The organism is Salinigranum marinum (assembly GCF_024228675.1).
Classification (GTDB): Archaea; Halobacteriota; Halobacteria; order Halobacteriales; family Haloferacaceae; genus Salinigranum; species Salinigranum marinum.
Map to the genome: position 1 here is coordinate 3,676,108 of NZ_CP100461.1, position 18,109 is coordinate 3,694,216.

The window sequence follows — 18,109 nt, forward strand, 5'->3', positions numbered from 1 at the left end:
ATAACGGTGGGGGCCGACCGACGCCGGGCGCTCAGTCGGAGCGAGCCGCCGCGCGGATCGTGACGCTCGCGGCGAGCGCGGCGAGGCCGACGTCGCGGACGATGACGTCGACGAACGCACCGCCGGCCAACAGGGCGGCGACCGAGAGATACGCGACCGTCGCGACCAGCGAGAGGGTGACGAACCCGGCCGCGAACACGGTGTAGCGGTCGGCCAGCAGCGCGAGCGCGAACGGCGGCTCCAGCACGCCGTTGAGGAGCATGAACTCGACGGGCGTCATCGGGAGCAGTCGGTCGAACGGCGACACGACGTACACCGCCCACGCCTCCGGCGCGAGCAGTTTGTGGATCCCGGCGAGGAGGATGACGAGGCCGATGCCGACCCGTGCGAGGGGGTCGGCGACGCGCTCACCGCGGGCGAGTGTCCCGACGGCGTCCGTGCTGTCCATACCGGCGCGACGGCCCGTGTCGGCAAAAACCGGTCGGCGGCGCGGTCCGGCTCACCGCTGTGTGTGCCACCACTCGCGGAACTCGACGCAGTCGCCGCCGAGAAACCGCGCCTGGAGGAGGCCGTCGATCTCGACCGGGTTCCCCCGGCGGACGAACGACGCGTTGAACCGCGCGAGGCCGTGGTCCCGCCCGAGCGCCTCGACCGCGGTTTCACACGCGATCTCCTCCTGGGTCGCGGTCGCGTCGGCCCAGTACTCACGGATCGCGCCACGACCCTCCAGCGGCTCGGTGAACGGGGTCTCGTGGTAGGTCGCGTTGTCTGCGAACAGCGACGCCGCCGCGTCGGCGTCACCCGTCTCCCACGCGGTCGCGTACTCGTCGAGCCAGGCGCGGAACGTTCCGTGGTCGAGTGGGACCATACGCGACGTACGGGGACCGGGCACAAAAATTGCCACCCGCGCCCGAACCCGTCGTGTGGCGGGGATACGGCCGGAACGGCAGCCGCACGCCACGACGACGTCAGTCGTCCTCGTCGAGCAGCCGGCGGAGCGACTCGTGCGTGCCGACGACCATCGCCGGGACGACGAACATGAAGAGGTGCTCCTCGATGGGGATGCCGAGGAACTCGACGCCGGTCCGGAGGGGGATGGCGAAGACGCCGACTTCGAGGGTGTACCAGTCCCAGAGGTACGCGAAGGGATAGAGCACGAGCGTCGTCCGGGCCGCCTCTCGAAAGGCGTCGGCGTACCGGAGGAGCGCGAGCGCGACGGCCCCCCAGAGCAGTTCGGTCGCCAGATACGTGTACGGGCCGAGGACGCCGATGTCGGGGAGCGCGAGCACGGACATGGTCACGAGAGCGGCCGGAACCAGACGGCGATCACGAGCACGGCGAGGAAGAGGTACGACGCCCTGACCAGGAGCATCGTGGCGAGGCGGTCGTCGTCACCGGCCCGGCGTGCGACGGCGGCGACGACCCCGAACGCGCCCACGGCCCCGACCGACGACGGGGGGAAGACGCCGCTCCCGGCGAACGCGAGCACCCCTCCGAGCCCGGCGGCCATGAGGCCGTACGCCACCCCACGGGCGCGGCGACGTCCGAGAACGACCGCGACGGTCCGCTTGTCGATCGAGCGGTCGTACGCGTAGTCGGTCGCGTCGTCGATCACCTTGATGCCGGCGAGGATCGTGACGAAGACGGCGGCGAACGCGAGCACCGTCACGGACACCGCCCGCGCCTGCACGTAGTAGCCGCCGATCAGCGCGAAGCCGATCCCGGCCGGGTAACCGACCGTCGCCGTCACCGGATGCGTGTCGAGCTGTGGGGCGTGGAGGTAGCCGACGATCCACCCCGGGAGGCAGAGCAGCGCCGCGACGCCGTCGACGACCACCCCGAGGACGGCGGTTCCGGCGGCGAAGCCGAGGGTCGCGAGGGCGAGCGCGACCCGACAGCCGCGCGCGGTGAGCGGGTGGTCGGCGTCCTCCCCCCGGAGGTGGAAGTCGACGTAGCCGTCCTTCACGTGGGCCGTGTACAGCGCGCAGAAGACGACGAACAGGTGTCCCGCGGCGAGCCCGGCTACGAACCGCCCGGCGAGCACCGCACCGAACGCGGAGGCGGCGAGCGGCGGGAGCATGAACACCGGATGGATCTGTGAGGCCAGCGCGCCCAGAACGGCACCGGTCCCATCCCCGTGTCGTGCGATGGACATGTCCTCGCTAGGGAAACACACGTACTAGTGGTTTGCCACGTCGGCGGCGGGGAGACGTATATGTAGCCACGCGATCAACGAGCCGTATGGACTGTCCCGAGTGTGGGTCGACGCTCGTGACGTACCGCCTCGCCGACCGCGAGGCACCCGTCTGCGAACAGTGCGGGCACGTCGGGATCGAAGCCGAACACCGCGGGGCACGGGTGCGCGTCGAGTCGTGGTCCGACGCGCTTCGACGGTTCTACGGGACGACCGATGCCGATGCCGACGCCGAGTTGACCGTCCCGATCCGTTCCGGCGATCGGCGCGAGGGGTCCGAACGGGCCCGTGTCGAGACGTGGGCGGAGGCGCTCCGGCGGTTCTACGGGACGACGGACGACGAGTCGGCGTGAGACGCGGTCGCTCGCGTGAGAGGCCACAGAAAGAGGGTGAACCGTGCGGCGCCGCTCAGTCCTCGGCGGGGGCGATCGCGGCCTGCTCCTGTTCTTCCTCGGAGCGGGCGGCGACGAGCGCACCGCGAGCGACGCTGTAGAGCGGCTCTTGGGGTGAGCGGACGTCGCTGATCGAGAAGGGGATCGGCGCGTCGCCGAGGTGGTCCGCGAAGAGCTTCTCGAAGCCGTCCGGCGAGGAGGTCCCGCCGGTGACGACGACGGGGACGTCGAGCCCCTCCTCGACGTCCTCGTCGTCGACCTCCCGGGAGATGTTCTGGATGACGTAGTCCAGCAGGTTCTCGTAGTAGATGGCGAGTGCGCCCTCGACGCCGCCCACGTCGGTCCTGAAGTCGAGTTCGAAGCCGTCCTCCTTGATCGACGTGACCTTGTCCACAGGCGTACCGGTCGCGTTCGCGGCCTGTTCGTCGATCCAGTCGCCGCCGCGGGCGATCGAGAACTTCATCACGGGAACCGCGTAGTACGCCAGACAGACGTTCGTCATGCCCGCGCCGAAGGAGACGCCGAGGCCGGTGAAGTTGTGGTCCGCGAGCTCGGAGTAGATGACCGCCATCCCCTCGTTGATCGGCTCGGGGTCGTAGCCGACGTCGCCGAGCATCGACTCGAGCGTCTTCTCGTGGTAGAGCGTGTTGAGCTTCGAGTCGATCGGATCGGCGGGCGACGAGAAGAACAGTCGTTCGCCCTCGTAGGCGGGTTCGCCGACGACCTGTTCGGTGATGAGCTTGATCATCGGGATCGCCGACGACTCGTCCGACGAGAGGATGCCCTGGCTCATCGGTCGCCGCGTCTCGCGGTTGAAGATGTTCGCGAAGTTGAGCGCGTCGTCGCCGACGACGTACACCTGGTCTCCCTTCCGAATGTGGAGCACGTCGCTCCGCGAGAGCATCTGCTCCGCCATGTCGCTGTACTCGATCTCCACGAAGGAGTTACGTTGTTGGACGAACACGGTCTCGGGGTCGTCCTGCTGACCCGAGATAATGTTCATCGTACCGACGTCGAGGCCCTTGGCCATACCCGCACAACTCTCAGGATTCGTGATAAATGGTGCTCTCTCAGTATCATAAGTGAAAATCACCTATGGAGTACTACCGATAAACGAAGTACAAAACGATACTAACGGCGGCTCTGGAGCCGGGCACCCCGAGTCGGGTGCGGCCCTCCCGCGGGAGCGAGCCGAACCCACTCAGGAGAAGATGTTCCGTAGACGGCCGACGACGCTCTCGTCGTCGGTGGAGAGTTCCTCCGCGGCCTGTTTGTCGCGGAGCGCCTGTAGCGCGGCGGTCTGGTCGTCGGTGGTCTGAGTGCTGCGCGCCTGTTTCGTCTCCCCACCCCGGAGTCCCTTCATCGCGTCGACCGCGTCGTCGACGTTCCGCCCCGCGCTCCGGACGGTCGTCGCCTCCACGTCGGCGACGTTCGAGCCGTCGATCTCGTCGATCTCGGCCGTGTTCAGCTGGAGCCGTTTCGTCTTCGTCTTCTCGACCCCTCCCCACGACAGCTCCGAGTCGGCCATCGCCTCGTCGATGTCGCGGCGGACCTGGTCGGCCGTGACGGTCGCGGTCTCGCCGGTCGTGGACGTCGTCGTCTCGGTCTCCTCGCGTTCGACGACCCGCTCGGTCGTGGTCGAGGCCCGGTCGATGTGGTGGCCAACGAGTGCGGCACCCGTCGCGCCGATGACGGCGACGATGCCCGCCGCGTAGACCGCGACCACCTGTCCGCTCCGGTCGGAGCCGACGACGTTCCACGCGTAGGGGTACGAGGCGGCGAACAGGCCGACGCCGACCAGACAGACGGCGGTGCCGACGCCGGCGGCGTAGAGCACCTTCCGGTCGACGGGCAGGAGGACGGTGACCCCGAGCAACAGCGCCGGCAACCCCACCGCACCGGCCCCGCCGGCGATCTCCCGGAGCGTGTACCGGAAGAGGTCGTCGGCCGGCACCGTCGCGCTCGCGAGGAAGACCACGATCCCGATGAGTGCCAGCCCGATCCCGCCGAAGAACAGCCCGAAGCCCCCGTAGACCGTTCGTTCCGCCTCGGGCGGGCCGACGTACCGCCGGTACAACCCGAGGAGGAGGTTCTCGCCGTCCTGACTCGCGTCCATGCGGCCGCTACACCCTCCCCCCACAATACTGTTGGCCCCGCGCTATCACAAATTAAAACGAACCAGTAAACCGAGTTACACCGTTTACCCGAAAATATCTGTTCCGAGATCGTCTCGACACCACGTTCGTGATGGGAAGGCTTACAACTCGGTACCCCGACCGCGTGGTACGAGATGGACCCTCCGGCCAGTACCGCGAACCGCCTCCTCGTGGCGGCGCTCGTCGTCCTCGTCGTCCCGCTAGCCGTCAGCTCCCTCACCGCGCCGACGATCGGCGCGACCGACACCGCCGACGGGACGGCGGGTCCACCACGCACGCTCGTCGGCTCACAGGGCGGTGGGACGGGTCTCCACGAGGACGGGAGCGTCTACCTGCTCACCGGCTCGGAGACCGACTGGCGGGAGGGGTCGGCGGACTCGTACTTCGACGTCACGATGACCGACGACGGCCGCGTCCTCGCGGGCTTCATGCACTCGGGCTACACCGACTGCGGCCCCTACGAGTCGCCCTGCACGCACACGGGCTACCGCGTCATTGACCCCGCCGGCGGGGAGCCGGCGGTCGTCGAGGAGTACTCCTTCCCTGTCAGAACGCGCGGGAACAGCGAGGTCCACGACGTCGAACCCCTGCCGTCGGGGGAGCTCGTCATGACGGACATGGACGCCGAACGGGTCTTCACGATCGACGGCGACGGCGAGACGACCTGGGAGTGGCGCGCGAGCGACTTCTACGACGCCCCCGACGACCCCACCACGGCCGACTGGCTCCACATAAACGACGTCGACTTTCTGGGCGAGGACCGCTTTCTCGTCTCCGTCCGCAACGCCAACCAGCTCCTGATCGTCGAGCGCGGTGCGGGCGTCGTCGAGGTGATCAACGAGGACACCGACGACAGCGACGACGGCGACTGCACGCAGTTCGCCCAACTCGCCGACACGGACGGCGACGGCGACGTGCGCTGTGGCGATCCAGACCTGTTGGACCACCAGCACAACCCGCAGTGGCTCGGCGAGGGGGCGGTTCTGGTGGCGGACTCCGAGAACAACCGGATCGTCGAACTCCACCGCTCGGACGGCGAGTGGGAGGCGGCGTGGACGCTCCGGCGGGCAGAGGGCGTCGCCTTCTCGTGGCCGCGCGACGCCGACCGCCTCCCCAACGGGAACACGCTCGTCACCGATTCGGCGAACCAGCGGATCGTCGAGGTGAACGAGTCGGGCGAGACCGTCTGGAGCTACCGGACGCCGCTCATCCCCTACGAGGCCGAACGGCTCCCCGACGGCGAGACGGTCGGTGCGACGCTGTACGGCTCGCCCGGCGACACGTCCGATGCCGGGGAGGTACCGCTCCTCTCGTCCGTCCTCCAGATCGTCCGGACCAGCCTCCCGATCCCGTTCTGGGTCTCGGAGCTCCACGTCGGGACGACGCTGCTGGCGATCGTGCTCGGGCTCGCGGGCGGCGGGCTCTCGCTCCGCGAGCGGATCCGGCGTCGCACCGAATGAGGCGGACCCGTGGAGGGACAGCCATTTCACCGCCGCCGCCTCGGTGTCGAGACGAAGATGGATCCGGACCACTCCGAGGGAGCCGACGATCTCGCGTGGCAACTGCTGGGATCGGCGATCGACTACTCCTGCCCGGGCTTCGACGTCCGACGCGACGACGTCCGCCTGCCCGACGGCACCGACGCCGACTACCACTACGTCGACGAACCGCCCGCGGTCGTCGTCCTCCCGTTCACCCCGGAGGGCGACGTCGTCGTCATCGAGGAGTGGCGACAGGCGGTCGGGCGCGTGAGTCGGGGGCTCCCCGCCGGCACCACGGAGGAGACCGACGACGACCTGGCGACGGCGGCACGCCGCGAACTCGCCGAGGAGACGGGGTACGAGGCCCGAGAGATCGAACCACTGCTCAGCGCCGAACCGATCAACGGCGTCGCCAACGTCGTCCATCACTACTTCGTCGCCCGCGACTGTACCCCGACGGGCGAGCAGGACCTCGATTTCAACGAGAGCATCCGCGTGTCGACGACCGCCTACGACGACCTCCTCCGGACGGCGCTCGACGGCGAGATCCGCGACGGCCGGACGCTCCTCGGCGTCTTCGCGTACGAACTCCGCGGCGACGACTGAGCCGACTCAGCGACGCCGTCGCACCACGAGGCAGCTCCCGCCGACCGCGACGAGGACGGGGAGCACGCCGAACCCGGGCGTCGTCGCCGGCGTCGTCCCCGTCCGGGTGTGTGTCTCCGTCGGAGTCGCCTTCGGGGGCGAACCCGTCGGGGTCACCCCCGGCGTCGGGACGCTTCCGGCTGCCCCGTCGCCCGGACCGCCGCCGGGCGTCGCCGGTGTCGCCGGCTCGGTCCCCGTCTCGCGGGTCGCCGTGACCGGCGTCTCCGTCCGTGGCTCCGGCGTGGGCATCTCGGTCTCGTTCGCCGGGGTCGTCGTCACCGTCGGCGTGCCGACCTCCGGCACGTCGGTCGTGTCGGTCCCTTTCTTCGGCGTCACCACCGGGCTGTCCGGCTGCTGGGGGTTCAACACCAGCCAGAGGTTCTCGCTGACGCGGAGCAGGCGTCGGCCGTTCTCCTCCCGGACGACGCGGCCGTCCTCGTCGGCCTCGTCGGCCTCGTCGCCGTCTCGGTCCTCGTCGTCGTCGCTCGCTCCGACCTCGCCACCCGGGGCGGTGTCGTTCGTCGGGGCGGTCGCTTCGGCCGCCCGCGTCGCGTCGCCGCCGACCGGAACCGACGCCGTCCCGCCGTCGACCCGCGCGAACGTCAGCCGCGCGTGCTTGGCCCCGGTCGACGCCGGGGCGAACCTGACCTCGACGGTGTGTGATGATCCCGGCGGGAGCACCAACGCCTCCGTCTTCGCGGCCGTCCGGTTCGTCTTCGTCGTCGAGCCGTCGTCCGTGACGGCGAAGGCGCTCGCGTTCGCGCCCTCGACCGTGACGTTCGTCGCCGCGAGCGGCGCGGTGCCTGCGTTGCGGACGCTCACCTGGTCCGTCGTCGCGTTGCCGACCGTCGTCTCCATCGTCTGCTCCAACCGGGGGCTCACGAGATGCGGTTCGGCCGCGCCGAGGACCGCGACGGTCGACGGTTCGGCGTCCGGCGTGAGCGTCGCCCGGACGCGGCCGTCGGCCGTCCTCGTCGTCGGGAGCGCCGTCCAGTTCCCGTCGTACCGCCAGACGGCGACCGTCGAGGCGGGCGTCCCCGGCGGCGCGCGCGCGGGCAACGAGACGCGCAGCCGGGGCTCCTCGCCCGTCGCGTGGACCTCGAGCACGGGACCGGCGCGCGTCCGTTCGGTCGGGAGTCGCGGCACGCCGTCGGCCTCGGTGACCGCGACGTTCCGGGCGGTGAAGCCGACCCGGGTGCGACCGTGGAGGCTGACGTTCGACGCCTCGGCGCGCGTCCCCCCGTCGAAGACGAACGTTCCGTGGCTCCCGGCCGTGACGTTCCGGAGCGAGACCGTGCCGACGCCGTGGAACGCCCCCGCGGTCGCCGCGACGAGTCGCGTGTCCGCGACCGTGACGGCCGAGACGTTCCGGGCGACGACCCCCCGGTGGATGACGCCGATCTCGCTGTCTTCGACTCGCGCCGCGTCCGCGTCCGCCACCGCGACGCCGGTCCCCCACCGCGTGAGCGCGAGGTCGCGGACGACGAGCGCGTCGACGGACTCGTTCGTGGCGTTCACGCCCGCCCCCATGGAGGTCCAGGGGCCCGTGATCCGCCGGTCCGAGCCGTCGACCGTGACAGTCGCCCCGCGGACGTTGAGCGCCGGTGCGCCGAGGCTCGTCCGGTTCCGACGGAGCGAGACCGTTCCGCTCCCGCGGATCACGCCGTCGGTCGGGACGGCCGCCCCCGCCTTCGGATCGGGCGCCGGTGTGGGCGTGACCGACCCGGCTGGCGTCGGTGTCGCCGTCTCCGGCGGCGAGGTCGCCGTGCCCGACGGTGGCGTCCCCGTCGTCGCCGTGGGAGTGGCCGTCGAAGTGGCGACCGCCGTCGGCGTTGGTGTGGGCACGGGGGTGGACGACGGCGTCGGGTCTGTCGTCCGGGTCGAGTTCGGCGTGTCCGATCCGTTCGGGTCGGGCACTGGCGTCCGTTCCGCCGTTCCAGTCTGTTCAGTGGTTGTCGCAGTCGCGGTCGGAGTGGTCGTCGACGGTGTGGAAATCGGAGTCGCTGCCGTGGTCGATGGTCCGGCCGTGGCTGTCGCGGTCCGCTCGGTCGCCGTCGACGGTGTGGCCACGGTCGAGGTTGAGCCGTCGCCGGCACCGTCGGCCCCGACGCTCACGGCGGCGACTCCGACGACGACGTCGAGAACGAACAGGCACGCCACGACGGTCGACCGAACCGGCGTCCCGCTCATTCTCGCACGACGGTTCGGGTCGTCCACGGGATTCGACCGCCGACGCTCGCGGCCCGCCGTCGGGCGTCGCGGCCGGGGTGGAGGCCGCGGTGGTGTCGGTCGCGAGTGTGGGAGACACGGGCGGAGGAGGTGGGGATGGTACAGGGCGAGCGGGCGTCGGACTGTTCCGAACGTGACATACTACTGTAACTCTCGTTTCCGTTGTCCGGCGTCGGCGTAATTATGCTTTCGCACTCCGGCCGTTCGGGAGCTGCGACCGTTTCCGTTTTGTCGGCGGGGGCCGGACTGGGGGTATGTCCGCGTCCCTCGACGGAACGTCGTCCCCGTTGCGCTCTCTCGCCGCTGCCCTGATCGTCGCCGTTCTGGGTATCGCCGTCGGGTACGCGCTGGTCCTCGGTTCGCTGATGGCGGTCCGTGCCGGCGGCGTCCGGATCACACCGCTCGGGTTCGTCGTCGCCTCGCTCGTCCTCTTGCAGGGGGTCGCCTTCGGCGGCGTCGCGCTCGGCTATCTCCGGTACCGCGGCCTCACGACGGCGTATCTCGGCGTTCGTCTCCCCTCGTTGCAGGACGCGGGCACGGTCGTCGTCGGCTACGTCGTCGCCATCGCCATCGCCATCTCCAGTGCGGTGTTCGTCTCGCTCGCGGGGATCCAAGCCGGCTCGAACCAGGCCGCCGAACTCGGCGCGGCGAACCCCGAAGTGCTTCTCCTCTTGATCCCCGCGTCGTTCCTGCTCATCGGCCCCGGCGAGGAACTGCTGTTCCGCGGCGTGGTCCAGAACCGCCTGCGCGAGACGTTCGACGCCGTGCCGGCCGTCGCCCTCGCCAGCGCCGTCTTCGCCAGCATCCACTTCGTCGCGCTGTCGGGCGGGACGGGGGCGCGACTCGTCTCCATCGTCATCCTCTTCTTCCCGAGCCTGGTGTTCGGCGCGGTGTACGAGTTCACGGAGAACCTCGTCGTGCCGGCGCTGGTCCACGGCGCGTACAACGCGACGCTGTTCACCCTGCTGTACGTCGCTATCCGGTTCGGGGAGATGCAGCCGATGTAGGACGAGACGTGGCCACGGGCGCGTGTGACGCCGCGCCACCGCATCTGCCCGCGGTCGGCGCGCGGGAACGAGACGAGTGTCCTCTCTCGTATCCGCACACGTCGGATCTCGACACGTCGTCACGTGGCTAAACACAACCCTTACACCCGCAACCGGTCGACTCCAGAGCAGATGCGCGAGCACTTCGAACTCCGGCACGCCGACGCCGCCGGCCGGATCGGCGAACTGACGGTTCCTCGGGCCGGCGTCACGGTCGAGACACCGGCGCTCATGCCGGTGATCAACCCCAACATCGAGACGATCCCGCCCGCGCGGTTAGAACAGGCGTTCGGCGCGCAGGTGCTCATCACCAACTCCTACATCATCCGCTCGACGGACGACCTCCGCGAGCGCGCCCTCGACGAGGGGCTGCACTCGCTGTTGGACTTCTCGGGGGCGATCGTCACCGACTCGGGCTCGTTCCAACTCGCGGAGTACGGCGAGATCGACGTCACGACCACGGAGATCGTCGAGTTCCAGCGCGACATCGGTTCCGACGTGGGGACGCCCGTCGACATCCCGACGCCGCCGGACGTCTCCCGCGAGCAGGCCGAACGCGACCTCGCAACGACCGAAAAAGCCCTCGCCGACGCCGAAGCGGTCGACACCGGCGAGATGCTCCTCAACGCGCCCATCCAGGGGTCGACCTACCCCGACCTCCGCGAGCGCGCGGCTCGGGCGGCCGCCGACACCGACCTCGACGTCTTTCCGGTCGGGGCGGTCGTCCCGCTCATGAACTCGTACCGGTACGCCGAGATGATCGACGTCGTCGCCGCCGCCAAGCGCGGGCTCGGGCCGGCCGCCCCGGTCCACCTCTTCGGCGCGGGCCACCCGATGATGTTCGCGCTCGCGGCCGCCGCGGGCTGTGATCTGTTCGACTCGGCGGCGTACGCGCTGTACGCCCGTGACGACCGCTATCTCACCGTCAGGGGCACCGAACACCTCGCCGACCTCGACTACCTCCCCTGTGAGTGCCCGGTGTGTGCGAGCCACACCCCCGAGGAGTTGCGCGGGTTCGACGACGCCGAGCGCGAACGGCTCCTGGCCGAGCACAACCTCCACGTCTCCTACGGCGAACTCCGCCGGGTGAAACAGGCCATCAGGCGCGGCACGCTCCTCGAACTGGTCGAGGCGCGCGCCCGCGGCCACCCCGCGATGGTCGACGGCTACCGCGCGCTCTTAGACCACGCCGCCGACCTCGAACGCGCCGACCCCGTCTCGAAGGACGCGTTCTTCTACCTCTCCGCGGAGAGCGCCCGGCGACCCGAAGTCCACCGACACCACGACCGGCTCGACCGGCTGTCGGTCTCCGGGGACGTCCTCCTCACCGAGGGCAAGGGCGGCTCGGCCGCGTACGACCACGTCTGGCGGGTCGTCCCACCGTTCGGCCCCCACCCCAGGGAGCTGTCGGACTCGTACCCGCTCACTGCCGAGGCGCCCGATCGCGTCGACCGTCCGGCCCAGGAGATGGCCGCCCGCGGCGTCGCACGGCTCGTCGAGGCCAACCCCGACGCGACCGTGACGCTCGCCCACGACGACTGGGACCCCGCGGCGCTCGCGCTCGTCCCCGACGCCGTGACACTCCGGAACCGCGTCGTCGATTGAGCCGTCTGCCACTGCGTCGTTGGCGGCTGAGCCGTCCGCCACTGCGTCGTCGGCCGAATCGCCCCCTACCGCATCGCCGACTCCCCGGCGTCCGCACCCGCGGCTCAGGCGTCGCCCATCCGCCCCGAGTAGTCCCAGCTGTGGACGCGGACGGGGGCGATCCGGATCCGCACCTCGTCGCGGGCGGAGTCGAGCAAGCGCTCGGCGAGCGGGGAGTCGGTCCCGCCCAGATACCTCTCGAGCAGTCGCCGGAGGAGCGTCTTCTCCTCGTCGGGCTCGATCGTCGCGCGTCCGCGCCCGCGCACACCTCTGTACGGGGGGTCGTTCGTCGACACCTCGAACGCCACCTCGTCGTCGGCCTGGAGGTAGCGGACGACGTCGGCGTCCGTCCCGGTCGCACACCACAGCGCGTCGTCCTCCCAGAGATACCACAGCGAGAGCATCCAGAGGTGTTCGTCCGGGGTCCGACACGACAGCCGAACCGGGACAGTCGTCGTCAGGAAGTCGTCCACTGCGGGCCGGTCCCAGGCCCCGGTGAGCTTCATACTCGGGAGTCGGACGCGAGCGCGAAAAAACGCCGGGCCCGTCCGGACGGCGGACGACCCCACAGCTTTGGGTCCGCGGGACGTTCTTTCCCCATGGCCCACACCACCGACAGAGCCGACGCGCTCGCGACGGCGTTCGAGCGCGTCGCCGCCGACCTCCGCGACGGGACCGCGACGCTCTACGGCTACGACGTTCGCACGGAGCCACGACCGCGCGAACGCGGCGGCGTCTCGTACGCCGACGGCTGGCTCTCGTTCGAGTTCGAGCGCCGGATCGAGACGGAGTAAGCGGTCGACGGCTTTCTGTCGCGCGGCTTCCTAGTCGGGGTATGCCACGGAGCCAGGGATGGACGGCCGTCGAGATGCCCGACATCGACGGGCAGACGGTGATCGTGACGGGCGCGAACAGCGGGCTGGGCTACGAGGCGACGCGGGCGTTCGCCCGTGTCGGTGCGCGCGTGATCCTGGCCTGTCGAAGCGTCGACCGGGGGGAGGCGGCCGCCGCCGAGATCGAACGCGAGGTCGCCGGTGCCGACCTCTCGGTGCGCGAGCTCGACCTCGCCTCGCTGTCGTCCGTCCGGGCGTTCGCCGATGGCTTCGACGGCGACCTCCACGCGCTCTGCAACAACGCGGGCGTGATGGCGCTCCCGCGGTCGGAGACCACTGAGGGCTTCGAGACGCAGTTCGGCGTCAACCACCTCGGCCACTTCGCGCTCACGGGCCTGCTTTTCGACCGTCTCCGCGAGACCGCCGCGACCGCCGGCGACGTCCGGGTCGTCACCCACGCCAGCGGCCTGCACGAGCGCGGCGAGATCGACTTCGACGACCTACAGGGCGAACGCGACTACGACCGCTGGGAGGCGTACGCCCAGAGCAAACTGGCGAACGTGCTGTTCGCGTACGAACTCGACCGACGGCTCGGGGACTCAGGGATCGACGACGTGACCAGCGTCGCCTGTCACCCGGGGTACGCGGCGACGAACCTCCAGCGCCGGGGCCCCGAGGCCGAGGGCTCGCGGCTCAAGGCCGCGCTGATGACGGTCGCGAACGCGGTGTTCGCCCAGTCGGCGGCGAGAGGTGCGCTCCCGCTGTTGTACGCCGCGACCGCCCCCGACGTCGACGGCGGCGACTACGTCGGGCCGGGCGGGCTGTTGAACATGCGCGGCACTCCCGAAAAACAGCGGTCGAGCGAGCGGTCGTACGATCGACGGACCGCCGCGCGGCTCTGGGATGTCTCCGAAAACCTGACCGGCGTCACGTACGGCTTCACCGAAAAGGCAACCGGTGAGACGCCGTAGGACCCTCTGTGTCAACTCGCCGAACTCGGGGAGGGTCGCTCAGTGCTCGACGATCTCACCCAGTTCGGGGGCGGTCGCGTCGAACCCGTCGGCCCGGAGCTCGGTGGCGAACGCCGCACAGCGGTCGCCGTGGCCGACGAGCACCCTCGCGTTCTCGTACGACTGGAGGAACGCCCGGAGGCCGTCGTGGTCGGCGTGCGCGGAGAAGTCGTACGACTCGACGCGGGCGCTGACCGGCATGACGCGGCCGTCGATCTCGGCGCTCCCCGTCTCGAGGAGCGAGCGTCCGGGCGTCCCCTCGACCTGGTAGCCGGTCAGGGTGATCTTGTTCACCGGGTTCCCCCGGATCTGCGGGATGTACGTCATGGCCGGGCCGCCCGAGAGCATCCCGCTCGTCGTGACGATTGCAGCGTTTTGGTCGGCGATCCGCGTGCGTTGTCCCGGGTTGGAGACGAACCGGGCGTGGCCGGCCGCACGCTGGAGCGCGTCGGCGTCGCGGACGAAATCGGGGTGTCGGCGGAGCATCCGCGTCACGCCCTGACCCATCCCGTCGACGTAACACGGGATGTCGTGGGCCGCACAGACGAGCAGGAGCTCCTGCGTCCGGCCGATGGCGAACGCGGGGACGACGACCGTCCCGCCCTCCCACAGCGTCGTCTTCACGCTCTCGGCGAAGCGTCGCTCCACCTCGGCTCGCGGATCGTGGTCGACGTCGGCGTACGTGCTCTCACAGATCACGACGTCGGCGTCGGGCCGGGCGGTCGTTCCCGCCACGAGTCGCTGGTCAGTGGTGTGGAAGTCGGCCGTGTAGAGCAGGCGCGTCTCCCCATCGTCGACGAGCACGTGCGCGCTTCCGGGGATGTGGCCCGCGTCGTACAGCGTCACCTCGTGGCCCGCGGCCTCGAACGACTCGCCGTAGCCGTGCGTCCGCGAGACCTCTGTCACGCGTTTGACGTCGTTCTCGGTGAACGGGCAGTTGTAGCTCCCGCCCTGCAGTTTCAGCGTATCGCGCGCGAGCGTGAGCGCGAGTTCCTGCGTGGGCGGGGTCCAGTGAATCTCCGGTCGGTCCCGCCCGGAGAGGAGCGCGGGAACGACACCGGCGTGGTCGAGGTGGCCGTGGGAGACGACGACGGCCTCGGGCGTCGGCGCCGAGACGGGGAACTGCGGCGGGTTCCCCGTCAGCATCCCGTAGTCGAGGAGGAGCGACTCGTTGACGAGGACCGCGCTCCGGCCGACCTCGCGGACGCCGCCGAGGAACTGGAGCTTCATCGGACCGGACTACCCACCGCGGCGGTTTCCGTCCGTCGGTTCGCCGTCCCCTCGATATCAGATTCGGGAAGGAGAACGGAGTCGAATTTCGTTGGTAGATGGATAGAGTCCAGTTTATAGGGCCTTCTTATGCCCCTTATCTACTCGATATCTATTATGAGAATAGGCGAGGCAGGTTTTTGTATCAGACTCTGAAACCTGGGGGGTAAGCACGGGCGACTGAGCTGTCTCGGGGGGGCACGGGCCTCTCAGCACACGCGAGGTGTGTCGATGGGACGAGTCCACTCGGTCGGAACGTGCCGAGAACGACAATGAACTTCAAACAATTACTGACGGAGGACCGCGCAGTGAGCCCGGTCATTGGCGTCATCCTGATGGTCGCGATCACGGTGATCCTGGCGGCCGTCATCGGGACGTTCGTGCTCGGGCTCGGCGATCAGGTCTCCGAGAGCGCACCGCAAGCACAGTTTACGTTCAATCTTGATTCGAGTACTGACCAACTCACCATCACTCACGATGGAGGAGACGCGATCTCGAGCGACAATATCAACATCACTGGCGGTGGGAACGACGTCAGATGGGACAACTCGCAAGGCATCACCACGGCGTACGACGTCTCTGCCGGCAACTCGACCGTCCTCAATGACGGTACTGTGGCGGGTGGCGGCACCGAAGATGCCGTCACTGCAGGCGAGACGATCCGAATCGTCTGGTCGTCGCCCAACAGCGACAAGACTGCGACTGTCGGACAATTCGAGGCGTAATAATGAACTTCAGAAAACTACTGACGGAGGACCGCGCAGTGAGCCCGGTCATCGGCGTTATCCTGATGGTCGCGATCACGGTGATCCTAGCGGCCGTCATCGGGACGTTCGTGCTCGGGCTCGGTGACCAGGTCTCAGAGAGTGCACCACAGGCACAGTTCTCCTTCGACTTCGCGAACGGAACGTACGGAACGATCACCCACGACGGCGGGGACTCGATCGACGACTCGACGCTGAGCGTGGTCGTCGGTGGTGCTACCGTGTACTCAGGAACTGGTGCGGCCGGGAGCCCAGGCGACATTTCAGCGTCCTCACCTGACTTCACTGCCGGTGCCGGCGCCGCCGCCGACGCTTGGGGTAGTGAAGTGAGTGCCGGTGACTCTATCGCGCTGGCGCCAGGGTCGGACCAGGCTGGTAATGAAGTCCGTATCGTCTGGTCGTCGTCGAACAGCGACAAGACGGCCACGATCGGCCAGGCCACCTGGCAGGGCTGACACAACGGTCCTTCGATTTTTCTGTTTATTCGCTGCTGAGCGGCAGCACTGACTCTCACTCCTCGCGTGAGAACCGCCGCACCTGAAACTCGGCGTACCCACCGTACGCCACCTCCAGCGCCCCGAGCCACCAGTTCCACCGACTCGCGACGCTCCCGTCCGGCGCGTCGGCCAGATTTCGAACCACCTCCGCGACGGTCAGGTCCGACCCGCGGTCCTCGGTCACCTGTCCCGACTCGGCGAGATCCATCGCCTGCCGGACCACCACCCGTCGTTCCGCCTCGCTCCCCTCGAACGCCTCGGCGAGCGCGCGGTCGAGTTCGTCGGCGTTCACGTCTGGAGTGAGGGGACGAGGACATTTCAACCCGCGCTGAGCACGGACTCTCGTTCGCTCACCGCCGCGAGTGAGGCGCTCGGCACCGTTCGATCGTTTGAGGGAATCGCTGTGGGCGACGGTGTGACCACACAGTACCCGGTGCGCAGTTCGAATCCTCGCGCACCGAAGCGCCTGCGGCGCTTCGGGCCTTCACTCGCTTCGATCGTGAAGACCTCCCCAGCCGGGTGCTCGCGGACGAACGGCTCGAAACGACAGAGCCGCTTCGGCGGTGTGGTACCCCCACCCTGGCAACCGCGCGGTCCTCTCACACGCGATTCGACCCGGACAACCGGCACACGCTGAGGACGTTGTCCCGCCACCCTTGCGACTGCAGGGGCTCTCGCTCCGTCCTCGTCCGCGTCGTTTCGCAAGTCGTGTCCCAAGTTATCGCCCATCTAGCCGGATGCCGTCGTTGCGGACGGTGCTGACAGTGCTGGTGTGGTGAACCCGAAACGGGTCACCGTCTCGCTGTCACCGATCGCTCACGTCGCTCGTCCGTTCACTCCCACCACTCGCTCCGCCGCTCCTCGTAGGAGGCGTCGCGGAACGGCGGCGGTCTCTCCGCGTCGGTCTCGGCACCGAACGCCGTGGCGAGCCAGTAGCCGACGTGCCAGCCGACGGCGTCCGTGTCGAGTCCGACGACGGTCACGGTGAACTGCGAGTAGCGCTCGCTGGCCCCGTCGCCGTCGGGATCAGGGCCACGGCTCGACCCGCAGGAGCCCGACCCTTCGGAACACGCCGCCGATTCGGCGTACCGGACCACGAGTTCGGCGTCGGGGTCGTCGACGACGCGGAACGTGAGCTCTCGATCCGTCGGCGCGCCGCGCTCGTAGTAGTCGAGTGCCTCGCGCACCTGCTCGCGGGCGGCCCCGGGATCGGGCGCGTCCGCGACGTCGACGTAGACGGTGAACTCGCCGTCGGCCCACGGGAAGTCGCGCTCGGTCGCGTTCGGCTGGGGCAAGGTGGTGAGCGTCACGCCGGTCCGCATCACGTCCTGGGGCTCGTCGTCGTGGCCCAACCCGAGCGTGTGGCCGAGTTCGTGTTGGACGACCTGGACGGTCGACGCGTCCGAGAGCCCGGTCTTGATCTCGACGGTGACCGGCCGGTCGATCTGCCCCGCGGCGGTGATGTACGGCGCGCAGCCGGCGGTGTCGTGGCTGTCATCACAGCCCGTGATCTCGTCCTGGAACCGGACCACGACGTCCGGGTTCGCCGCGTCCGGGCGGACCTCGTACTCCACTCCGTAGCCGGCGTACCGCGTCGCGTTCGCCTCCCAGTACGCCGTCGCCGTCCGAACCAGGGGGACGACGTCGCGTCCGGCCGGACCGTCGACGGCCACGACGATCGGATCGGACCCCCACGGGCTTCGGCTGTCGGTGGTCGCCTGCCCGCCTTCGGCGGAGCCGTCGCTTCCGGGATCGCTGTCGACCGCCGTCGCGGCGGTGGGACTCGCCCCCGAACTCGGGCGGTCGTTGTCGGCGAGACCGCCCGATCCGAACGACGGTCCCAGACAGCCGGCGAGGACGACCGCGAGGAGGAAGGCGACGACGAGGGAGGAGCGAACCATCCCTCCGATCTGGGAGGCGGAGACGCAAATCCCTTTGGCCCCGGCTCT

The 18,109-nt window shown here is 69.4% G+C and carries 21 protein-coding genes; 9 read left to right on the forward strand and 12 right to left on the reverse strand.

From position 1 onward, the window contains the following. Window positions 1–31 precede the first annotated feature (31 nt). From NKJ07_RS18380 to NKJ07_RS18395, 4 genes are all read right to left on the reverse strand, one after another. Window positions 32–448, reverse strand: a complete 417-nt coding sequence (locus NKJ07_RS18380) for a DoxX family membrane protein (RefSeq protein WP_318568236.1) — start codon at window positions 446–448, stop codon at window positions 32–34. 51 nt (window positions 449–499) lie between these two features. Beyond that, entirely contained in the window at window positions 500–868 is a 369-nt protein-coding gene (locus NKJ07_RS18385; RefSeq protein ID WP_318568237.1) for a nuclear transport factor 2 family protein, read from the reverse strand. Between the two features lie 100 nt (window positions 869–968). After that, window positions 969–1,295, reverse strand: a complete 327-nt coding sequence (locus NKJ07_RS18390; protein WP_318568238.1) for a lycopene cyclase domain-containing protein — start codon at window positions 1,293–1,295, stop codon at window positions 969–971. A 2-nt stretch (window positions 1,296–1,297) separates the two neighbouring features. After that, the gene (locus NKJ07_RS18395; protein ID WP_318568239.1) at window positions 1,298–2,155 is read right to left on the reverse strand and encodes a UbiA family prenyltransferase; all 858 of its coding nucleotides are present in this window, start codon (window positions 2,153–2,155) and stop codon (window positions 1,298–1,300) included. Window positions 2,156–2,241: 86 nt separating this feature from the next. On the opposite strand from NKJ07_RS18395, the gene NKJ07_RS18400 reads away from it, so the two are divergent. Continuing rightward, complete coding sequence (locus NKJ07_RS18400; protein ID WP_318568240.1) at window positions 2,242–2,547, forward strand: TFIIB-type zinc ribbon-containing protein; 306 nt, start codon at window positions 2,242–2,244, stop codon at window positions 2,545–2,547. A 55-nt stretch (window positions 2,548–2,602) separates the two neighbouring features. On the opposite strand, the gene NKJ07_RS18405 is transcribed toward NKJ07_RS18400, so the two are convergent. Further along, window positions 2,603–3,616 (reverse strand): disk-shape morphogenesis protein volactin, encoded by a 1,014-nt coding sequence (locus NKJ07_RS18405; protein WP_318568241.1) that lies wholly within the window; start codon window positions 3,614–3,616, stop codon window positions 2,603–2,605. A gap of 171 nt (window positions 3,617–3,787) precedes the next feature. Then, entirely contained in the window at window positions 3,788–4,702 is a 915-nt protein-coding gene (locus NKJ07_RS18410; RefSeq protein WP_318568242.1) for a cell division protein CdpA domain-containing protein, read from the reverse strand. Between the two features lie 174 nt (window positions 4,703–4,876). On the opposite strand from NKJ07_RS18410, the gene NKJ07_RS18415 reads away from it, so the two are divergent. After that, window positions 4,877–6,202: an aryl-sulfate sulfotransferase gene (locus NKJ07_RS18415; RefSeq protein ID WP_318568243.1), complete on the forward strand. Its 1,326-nt coding sequence runs from the start codon at window positions 4,877–4,879 to the stop codon at window positions 6,200–6,202. Between the two features lie 57 nt (window positions 6,203–6,259). Beyond that, the gene (locus NKJ07_RS18420) at window positions 6,260–6,829 is read left to right on the forward strand and encodes an NUDIX hydrolase (protein WP_318570493.1); all 570 of its coding nucleotides are present in this window, start codon (window positions 6,260–6,262) and stop codon (window positions 6,827–6,829) included. A 6-nt stretch (window positions 6,830–6,835) separates the two neighbouring features. On the opposite strand, the gene NKJ07_RS18425 is transcribed toward NKJ07_RS18420, so the two are convergent. After that, a complete protein-coding gene (locus tag NKJ07_RS18425) occupies window positions 6,836–8,713 on the reverse strand; it encodes a hypothetical protein (RefSeq protein ID WP_318568244.1) in 1,878 nt (625 codons plus the stop codon). A gap of 341 nt (window positions 8,714–9,054) precedes the next feature. Then, window positions 9,055–9,237, reverse strand: coding sequence for a hypothetical protein (locus NKJ07_RS18430; RefSeq protein ID WP_318568245.1), 183 nt, complete (start codon window positions 9,235–9,237; stop codon window positions 9,055–9,057). A gap of 114 nt (window positions 9,238–9,351) precedes the next feature. Here NKJ07_RS18430 and NKJ07_RS18435 point away from each other — a divergent pair, with 114 nt between their 5' ends. Further along, a complete protein-coding gene (locus NKJ07_RS18435) occupies window positions 9,352–10,104 on the forward strand; it encodes a CPBP family intramembrane glutamic endopeptidase (RefSeq protein WP_318568246.1) in 753 nt (250 codons plus the stop codon). A 171-nt stretch (window positions 10,105–10,275) separates the two neighbouring features. Then, on the forward strand, window positions 10,276–11,748 hold the full coding sequence (tgtA, locus tag NKJ07_RS18440) for a tRNA guanosine(15) transglycosylase TgtA (RefSeq protein ID WP_318568247.1): 1,473 nt from the start codon (window positions 10,276–10,278) through the stop codon (window positions 11,746–11,748). A gap of 104 nt (window positions 11,749–11,852) precedes the next feature. Here tgtA and NKJ07_RS18445 read toward each other — a convergent pair whose 3' ends face one another. After that, on the reverse strand, window positions 11,853–12,293 hold the full coding sequence (locus tag NKJ07_RS18445) for a pyridoxamine 5'-phosphate oxidase family protein (RefSeq protein ID WP_318568248.1): 441 nt from the start codon (window positions 12,291–12,293) through the stop codon (window positions 11,853–11,855). A 93-nt stretch (window positions 12,294–12,386) separates the two neighbouring features. On the opposite strand from NKJ07_RS18445, the gene NKJ07_RS18450 reads away from it, so the two are divergent. Further along, the gene (locus NKJ07_RS18450; protein WP_318568249.1) at window positions 12,387–12,581 is read left to right on the forward strand and encodes a hypothetical protein; all 195 of its coding nucleotides are present in this window, start codon (window positions 12,387–12,389) and stop codon (window positions 12,579–12,581) included. A gap of 41 nt (window positions 12,582–12,622) precedes the next feature. After that, window positions 12,623–13,591 (forward strand): oxidoreductase, encoded by a 969-nt coding sequence (locus NKJ07_RS18455; protein WP_318568250.1) that lies wholly within the window; start codon window positions 12,623–12,625, stop codon window positions 13,589–13,591. A gap of 39 nt (window positions 13,592–13,630) precedes the next feature. On the opposite strand, the gene NKJ07_RS18460 is transcribed toward NKJ07_RS18455, so the two are convergent. Then, window positions 13,631–14,860, reverse strand: coding sequence for an MBL fold metallo-hydrolase (locus NKJ07_RS18460; protein ID WP_318568251.1), 1,230 nt, complete (start codon window positions 14,858–14,860; stop codon window positions 13,631–13,633). A 311-nt stretch (window positions 14,861–15,171) separates the two neighbouring features. On the opposite strand from NKJ07_RS18460, the gene NKJ07_RS18465 reads away from it, so the two are divergent. Next, complete coding sequence (locus NKJ07_RS18465) at window positions 15,172–15,624, forward strand: type IV pilin N-terminal domain-containing protein (RefSeq protein WP_318568252.1); 453 nt, start codon at window positions 15,172–15,174, stop codon at window positions 15,622–15,624. A gap of 2 nt (window positions 15,625–15,626) precedes the next feature. After that, window positions 15,627–16,118, forward strand: a complete 492-nt coding sequence (locus NKJ07_RS18470) for a type IV pilin N-terminal domain-containing protein (RefSeq protein WP_318568253.1) — start codon at window positions 15,627–15,629, stop codon at window positions 16,116–16,118. Window positions 16,119–16,173: 55 nt separating this feature from the next. Here the strand turns inward: NKJ07_RS18470 and NKJ07_RS18475 are convergent, their stop codons facing one another. After that, window positions 16,174–16,452, reverse strand: a complete 279-nt coding sequence (locus tag NKJ07_RS18475; RefSeq protein ID WP_318568254.1) for a WNWW family protein — start codon at window positions 16,450–16,452, stop codon at window positions 16,174–16,176. 541 nt (window positions 16,453–16,993) lie between these two features. Beyond that, window positions 16,994–18,061 carry a matrixin family metalloprotease gene (locus NKJ07_RS18480; protein ID WP_318568255.1) on the reverse strand — a complete coding sequence of 356 codons (1,068 nt, stop codon included), beginning with the start codon at window positions 18,059–18,061 and terminating at the stop codon, window positions 16,994–16,996. Between the last annotated feature and the right edge of the window lie 48 nt (window positions 18,062–18,109).

Excerpts from the sequence above, each read along its gene's own strand:
- NKJ07_RS18450 (WP_318568249.1), top strand. The coding sequence starts at position 12,387 with ATGGCCCACACCACCGACAGAGCCGACGCGCTCGCGACGGCGTTCGAG.
- NKJ07_RS18390 (WP_318568238.1), bottom strand. The coding sequence starts at position 1,295 with ATGTCCGTGCTCGCGCTCCCCGACATCGGCGTCCTCGGCCCGTACACG.
- NKJ07_RS18400 (WP_318568240.1), top strand. The coding sequence starts at position 2,242 with ATGGACTGTCCCGAGTGTGGGTCGACGCTCGTGACGTACCGCCTCGCC.
- NKJ07_RS18405 (WP_318568241.1), bottom strand. The coding sequence starts at position 3,616 with ATGGCCAAGGGCCTCGACGTCGGTACGATGAACATTATCTCGGGTCAG.
- NKJ07_RS18410 (WP_318568242.1), bottom strand. The coding sequence starts at position 4,702 with ATGGACGCGAGTCAGGACGGCGAGAACCTCCTCCTCGGGTTGTACCGG.
- NKJ07_RS18470 (WP_318568253.1), top strand. The coding sequence starts at position 15,627 with ATGAACTTCAGAAAACTACTGACGGAGGACCGCGCAGTGAGCCCGGTC.
- NKJ07_RS18385 (WP_318568237.1), bottom strand. The coding sequence starts at position 868 with ATGGTCCCACTCGACCACGGAACGTTCCGCGCCTGGCTCGACGAGTAC.
- tgtA (WP_318568247.1), top strand. The coding sequence starts at position 10,276 with ATGCGCGAGCACTTCGAACTCCGGCACGCCGACGCCGCCGGCCGGATC.
- NKJ07_RS18460 (WP_318568251.1), bottom strand. The coding sequence starts at position 14,860 with ATGAAGCTCCAGTTCCTCGGCGGCGTCCGCGAGGTCGGCCGGAGCGCG.
- NKJ07_RS18430 (WP_318568245.1), bottom strand. The coding sequence starts at position 9,237 with ATGTCACGTTCGGAACAGTCCGACGCCCGCTCGCCCTGTACCATCCCC.
- NKJ07_RS18395 (WP_318568239.1), bottom strand. The coding sequence starts at position 2,155 with ATGTCCATCGCACGACACGGGGATGGGACCGGTGCCGTTCTGGGCGCG.
- NKJ07_RS18435 (WP_318568246.1), top strand. The coding sequence starts at position 9,352 with ATGTCCGCGTCCCTCGACGGAACGTCGTCCCCGTTGCGCTCTCTCGCC.
- NKJ07_RS18465 (WP_318568252.1), top strand. The coding sequence starts at position 15,172 with ATGAACTTCAAACAATTACTGACGGAGGACCGCGCAGTGAGCCCGGTC.
- NKJ07_RS18445 (WP_318568248.1), bottom strand. The coding sequence starts at position 12,293 with ATGAAGCTCACCGGGGCCTGGGACCGGCCCGCAGTGGACGACTTCCTG.
- NKJ07_RS18455 (WP_318568250.1), top strand. The coding sequence starts at position 12,623 with ATGCCACGGAGCCAGGGATGGACGGCCGTCGAGATGCCCGACATCGAC.
- NKJ07_RS18420 (WP_318570493.1), top strand. The coding sequence starts at position 6,260 with ATGGATCCGGACCACTCCGAGGGAGCCGACGATCTCGCGTGGCAACTG.
- NKJ07_RS18415 (WP_318568243.1), top strand. The coding sequence starts at position 4,877 with ATGGACCCTCCGGCCAGTACCGCGAACCGCCTCCTCGTGGCGGCGCTC.
- NKJ07_RS18380 (WP_318568236.1), bottom strand. The coding sequence starts at position 448 with ATGGACAGCACGGACGCCGTCGGGACACTCGCCCGCGGTGAGCGCGTC.
- NKJ07_RS18480 (WP_318568255.1), bottom strand. The coding sequence starts at position 18,061 with ATGGTTCGCTCCTCCCTCGTCGTCGCCTTCCTCCTCGCGGTCGTCCTC.